General features: G+C 70.1%; 6 protein-coding genes and 1 pseudogene. 1 reads left to right on the top strand and 6 read right to left on the bottom strand.

Going from position 1 to position 5,651, the window contains the following annotated elements; translation table 11 throughout:
* The 5 genes and pseudogenes from OUA97_RS22985 to ilvD form a co-directional block, all read right to left on the bottom strand.
* Window positions 1-284 (bottom strand): annotated as a pseudogene (locus OUA97_RS22985) (energy transducer TonB); the annotation flags it as partial.
* Window positions 285-291: 7 nt separating this feature from the next.
* Entirely contained in the window at window positions 292-768 is a 477-nt protein-coding gene (locus OUA97_RS22990; protein ID WP_267234414.1) for an ExbD/TolR family protein, read from the bottom strand.
* Window positions 769-773: 5 nt separating this feature from the next.
* Complete coding sequence (tolQ, locus tag OUA97_RS22995; protein ID WP_267234415.1) at window positions 774-1,475, bottom strand: protein TolQ; 702 nt, start codon at window positions 1,473-1,475, stop codon at window positions 774-776.
* 129 nt (window positions 1,476-1,604) lie between these two features.
* Window positions 1,605-2,048 carry a tol-pal system-associated acyl-CoA thioesterase gene (gene ybgC / locus OUA97_RS23000; RefSeq protein WP_323691135.1) on the bottom strand — a complete coding sequence of 148 codons (444 nt, stop codon included), beginning with the start codon at window positions 2,046-2,048 and terminating at the stop codon, window positions 1,605-1,607.
* A gap of 207 nt (window positions 2,049-2,255) precedes the next feature.
* Window positions 2,256-4,103, bottom strand: coding sequence for a dihydroxy-acid dehydratase (ilvD, locus tag OUA97_RS23005; RefSeq protein ID WP_267234416.1), 1,848 nt, complete (start codon window positions 4,101-4,103; stop codon window positions 2,256-2,258).
* 103 nt (window positions 4,104-4,206) lie between these two features.
* Between ilvD and OUA97_RS23010 the strand changes: the two genes are divergently transcribed.
* Window positions 4,207-5,109, top strand: coding sequence for a LysR family transcriptional regulator (locus tag OUA97_RS23010; protein ID WP_267234417.1), 903 nt, complete (start codon window positions 4,207-4,209; stop codon window positions 5,107-5,109).
* 160 nt (window positions 5,110-5,269) lie between these two features.
* Here the strand turns inward: OUA97_RS23010 and OUA97_RS23015 are convergent.
* Window positions 5,270-5,651 (bottom strand): Holliday junction DNA helicase RuvB C-terminal domain-containing protein (locus tag OUA97_RS23015; protein WP_323691137.1); only part of this gene is annotated, 382 nt, incomplete at its 5' end.

A 5,651-nucleotide genomic window follows, 5' to 3' on the forward strand; every position in this document is an offset into this window, starting at 1 on the left:
GGGGTCGGGACCGGCTGCGGCGTCGGCGTCGGCGCGGGCGCGGCCGGCGGGGCGGGCGCCTCGGGAACCGGCTCCTCGGTCTGGGCCGGGGCGTCTTCCGGCCCTTGTTCGGCCGGCGCCAGGTCGGTCACCGGCGCGTTGGCGACGATGTTGATCGGCACCGCCGAGCCGAGCGGCAGCTGCTTGGCCCACGGCCATGAAATCAGGGCGGCCGCGATCACCCCTGCGTGGAGCAGGGTGGAGGCGAGCATCGCGCCGGAGAATTCGGACCGTTCGCGGGCCATCGGCGCCTCAGCGCGGCTCGCCGCCCGAAGACGGTCCGCCGGTGTCGGTGATCAGGTTGATGCTGGTGAAGCCGGAGGTCGACAGCGCGGCCATCACCTGGGCGACGATCTGGTAGGAGGCGCGGCCGTCGGCGCGCACATAGATCGGCTTGGCCTGGTCATCGCCCGCCATGGCCCGCAGGCGCGGGGCCAGGCTGGAGAACGGCACCGCGTCTTCCTGGATGAACACCGCGCCGTCCTGGCGGATGGAGACGGTCAGCGGCTCCTTGGGATCCTCCATGGCGCCGGCCTCGGTCTTGGGCAGCTCGACCTCGACGCCGCTGGTCAGCAGCGGGGCCGAGACCATGAAGATGATCAGCAGCACGAGCATCACGTCGACCAGCGGCGTGACGTTGATCTCGGACAGCGCCCCGCGCGAGCGGCGGCCGCGCCGGCGCCGCGACCCGCCGGGGGCGGAGAAGGCGTCGTGGGAGGAAAGCGCCATGACCCTTAGCCCCGCTCGGCCAGGCGGCGCTGGATGGCGGTGGAGAGATCGTCGGCGAAGCCTTCGAGCCGGCCGGCGTACTTGCCGGCGTCGGTCGAGAACTTGTTGTAGGCGATGTAGGCCGGGATCGCGGCGATCAGCCCGATGGCGGTGGCGAACAGCGCCTCGGCGATCGAGGGGGCGACGACCGCCAGGTTGGTCGACTTTTCCACGGCGATCGCCTGGAAGGCCTTCATGATCCCCCAGACGGTGCCGAACAGGCCGACGAACGGCGAGGCGGTGGCGACGATGGCCAGCGAGCCGAGGCCGTTCTCGACCCGCGCGCTCTCGCGGGCGATGGTGGTGTCGAGGGCGCGGTCGATGCGCTGGATCAGGAACGCGGTCTGGCTCTCGGAGACCAGGCCCCGGGCGCGGGCGTCGCGCCATTCCTTGAGCGCGCCCTGCAGCATGCGCGGCAGCGCCTGGGTCGGGCGCTCGCCGTGCTCGGCGGCGATGTCCTCAAGCGAGCGGCCCGAGGAGACCTGATCCTCGAAGTCGCTGGCCTGCTTGTTGAGCTTGGTCAGGCGGACGGATTTGTCGATGATCACGGTCCAGGACCACAGCGAGGCCAGGATCAATCCGATCATCACCGCCTTCACGACCCAGTCGGCGCGAATGAACAGATTGATGAAGCTGAAGCTGTCGGCGGTGATCGCAGCGGGGTCCATGCGCTCGTAGGGCTCCGTAAGAATGGCGGGCGCACGACTTCAAGCCGCCCGCGGTGGCGAACTTAAGGCCATGCCTTCTGGTTAACCGACCTCTAACGCCGAAATGGTGAAGGCGGTTTTACGAAAACCTTACGCGAAGAGCGGGCGCAGAATGTCGAGCATGCCGGCCGGCGGCTTGCGCGGGCGGCCGGCCAGGTCGATGCAGGCGGCCTCGACCTGGGCCGCGCAGATCAGCTCCTCGCCGCGGGTAATCCGCTGGCTGATAAAGAGCCGCGGGCCGCGGGCGGAATCGTAGGTGGTGCGCACGGCCAGGGCGTCGTCGATGCGGGCGGCGCGCTTGAAGTCGAGCTCCATGCGCACAATGGCGAAGGCGGCCGGATCGTCGCGGTCCAGCAATTCGGCGTGATGAACCCCGGCGAGGCGCAGGAAGTCGGATCGGCCGCGCTCGAAATAGCGGACGTAGTTGGCGTGATAGACCACCCCGGTGAAGTCAGTGTCCTCGTAATAGACGCGGACGGGCAGGACGTGTTCGCGCCCGTCGAGGACGCCGGCGGAGGGGAGCGGGGTCTGCATGGGCCTAGGTTTTAGGGGCGCGGCGGCGGAGGGGCCAGCCTCAATCCCTGTCATCCCGGTTTGCGCAGCAAGACCGGGACCCATGAACACCGGATGGAGGCGGACATGGCTAGGCCGCGCCTCATCTTGCGCGACACGGGGCGAATGGGTCCCGGTCTTCGGCCCTGCGGCCGAAGCCGGGATGACACCCAAACGCCGCCGGCGCGACTACTCGACCTGGCTGACGTCGCGGACCGCGCCGCGGGCGGCGTTGGTGGTCATGGCGGCGTAGGCGCGCAGGGCCGGGGAGACGACCCGCTGGCGTTCGGCCGGCTTCCAGGCGGCGGCGCCCTTGGCGGTCATCGCGGCGCGGCGCTCGGCGAGCACGGCGTCGGAGACGTCCAGCCGGATGATCCGCTCGGGGATGTCGATGGTGATGGCGTCGCCGTCCTCGACCAGGCCGATCACCCCGCCCTCAGCCGCCTCAGGCGAGACGTGACCGATCGAGAGGCCCGAGGTGCCGCCCGAGAAGCGGCCGTCGGTGATCAGCGCGCAGGCTTTGCCCAGCCCCTTCGATTTCAGGTAGCTGGTCGGATAGAGCATCTCCTGCATGCCCGGGCCGCCCTTGGGGCCTTCGTAGCGGATGACCACCACGTCGCCGGCGACGATCTTGCCGGTCAGGATGGCGCTGACCGCCGCGTCCTGGCTTTCGAAGACGCGGGCCACGCCCTTGAACTTCAGGATCTCCTCGTCGACCCCGGCGGTCTTCACGATGCAGCCGTCCTGCGCGAGGTTGCCCGACAGCACGGCCAGGCCGCCGTCCTGCGAGAAGGCGTGCTGGGCTTCGCGGATGACGCCGCCCTGGCGGTCGAGGTCGAGTTCCGCCCAACGACGGTTCTGGCTGAACGCGGTCTGGGTCGGCACCCCGCCCGGCGCGGCCTTGAAGAAGGTCTGCACCGTCTCGCTGTTGGTGCGCTTGATGTCCCAGCGGTCGAGCGCCTCGCCCATCGACTTCGAGTGGACGGTCGGCAGGTCGGTGTGCAGCAGGCCGGCGCGGTCGAGCTCGCCGAGAATGGCCATGATGCCGCCGGCGCGGTGGACGTCCTCCATGTGGACGTCGGCCTTGGCCGGGGCGACCTTGCTGAGGCACGGCACCTTGCGCGACAGCCGGTCGATGTCCTCCATGGTGAAGTCGACGCCGGCCTCGTAGGCGGCGGCCAGCAGGTGCAGCACGGTGTTGGTCGAGCCGCCCATGGCGATGTCGAGGCTCATGGCGTTCTCGAACGCCTTGAACGAGGCGACCGAGCGCGGCAGCACCGAGGCGTCGTCCTGTTCGTAGTAGCGGCGGGTGATGTCGACGATCAGGTGGCCGGCTTCGAGGAACAGGCGCTCGCGGTCGGCGTGGGTGGCCAGGACCGAGCCGTTGCCGGGCAGCGACAGGCCCAGCGCCTCGGTCAGGCAGTTCATCGAGTTGGCGGTGAACATGCCCGAGCAGGAGCCGCAGGTCGGGCAGGCCGAGCGCTCGATGACGGCGACTTCCTCGTCGGAGATCTTGTCGTCGGCGGCCGCGACCATGGCGTCGACCAGGTCGAGGGCGACCTCCTTGCCCTTCAGGATCACCTTGCCGGCTTCCATCGGACCGCCGGAGACGAACACGGTCGGGATGTTGACCCGCAGCGAGGCCATCAGCATGCCCGGCGTGATCTTGTCGCAGTTCGAGATGCAGACCATGGCGTCGGCGCAGTGGGCGTTGACCATGTACTCGACGCTGTCGGCGATCAGCTCGCGCGAGGGCAGGCTGTAGAGCATGCCGTCGTGGCCCATGGCGATGCCGTCGTCGACCGCGATGGTGTTGAATTCCTTGGCCACGCCGCCGGCGCGCTCGATCTCGCGGGCGACCAGCTGGCCGAGGTCCTTCAGGTGGACGTGTCCCGGCACGAACTGGGTGAACGAGTTGACCACGGCGATGATCGGCTTCCCGAAATCGGAGTCCTTCATGCCGGTGGCGCGCCACAGGCCGCGGGCGCCGGCCATGTTGCGGCCGTGGGTGGTGGTGCGGGAGCGATAGGTCGGCATCGGGGTCGGTCCTGACGAGTTTGCGCGCCCCACCCGTAGCCAATCGCGACCAGTTCGTGAAATATATTAAGCAGACCCCATTAGGTCGTGTGGGATATCAGGCGTGGACACCCGCCAGCTTCGACATTTCCGGGCGGTGGCCGAAACGCTGCATTTCGGCCGGGCGGCCGAGCAGCTCGGCATGACCCAGCCGCCGCTCAGCCAGTCGATCATCGCGCTGGAGCGCGAGCTCGGCGCCCCGCTGTTCGTTCGCACCAAGCGGCAGGTGGCGCTGACGCCGTTCGGCGAGCAGTGGCTGGCGCATGTGAAGGCGGCGCTGGAGGAGCTGGAGGGCCTGCCCGAAATCGCCCGCCAGCTGCGCGACGGCCAGACCGGGCGGCTGGAGCTGTCGTTCGTCAGCACCGCCGACTACAGCATCCTGCCGACCCTGGTGCGGCGCTATTCGGCCCTGCACCCCGAGGTCGAGATCGCGCTGAGCGAGGCGACCAGCGACGTGCAGATGGCCGCCCTGCTGGAGGGGCACGGTCACGCCGGGATCGTCATTCCGCCGCCGGGCGGCCTGCCGGCCCAGCTCAGCTATCGGCGGCTGCTGGTCGAGCCGCTGGTGGCGGCCGTGCCGCAGAGCTGGGTCGAGGAGGGGCGACTGGCGCACGAGGACGGGCGGTTGGCGCCGGGCGCCCTGCTCGGGGCCGCGGGCGTGATCTTCCCGCGGCGGGTGGCGCCGGCGTTCTACGACCTGGCGATCGAGACGCTGAAGTCGCTGACCGGCGGGGCGCGGATCGTGCAGGAGGCGATCCAGATGCAGACCATCATCGCCCTGGTCTCGGCCGGGATCGGGGTGGCGCTGGTCCCGGCCTCGCTGCGCCACCTGGCGCGGACCGGCGTGCGCTATATGAGCCTGCCCGGCGAGGGGCCCTATCTGGAGAGCGGCCTGGTCTGGCGCGCGGACGACGCGACGCCGACGCTGCGGCGGTTCCTGGACGTGGCGTTGCAGCCGCTGGCCTAGGTCTAATCTCACCCGCTCGTCCCGGCGAAAGCCGGGATCCAAGCCGACTCGGTGGGTTCGGCGTGATCGGCGCGAGACCTTGGCGGTCCTGGTGCGCGGGTGATGGATCTGCAGACTCAGCTTGGGTCCCGGCTTTCGCCGGGATGAGCGGGGTGGGGGGCTACTCGTCGAACAGGGTCGGTTGGCCGCCCGGGGTCGGTTGCGGCGGCGGGGTCAGGCCGAGGTGGGCGTAAGCCTTGGCGCAGGCGACGCGGCCGCGCGGGGTGCGCTGGATGAAGCCCTGCTGCATCAGGAACGGCTCGATGACGTCCTCGACCGCGTCGCGGGCTTCGGCGATGGCGTAGGCGATGGTCTCCACCCCGACCGGGCCGCCGCCGTAATTGTCGATCATCGCCTGGAGGTAGCGGCGGTCGAGCGCATCCAGGCCGGCCTGGTCGACGTCGAGCCGGGCCAGGGCGCGGGCGGCGGCCTTGCCGTCGATCACCTCGACCCCGTCGGCGGCGGCGAAGTCGCGGACCCGGCGCAGCAGGCGGCCGGCGACG

The organism is Phenylobacterium sp. 58.2.17, from assembly GCF_026411515.1.
Taxonomy (GTDB): Bacteria; Pseudomonadota; Alphaproteobacteria; order Caulobacterales; family Caulobacteraceae; genus Phenylobacterium.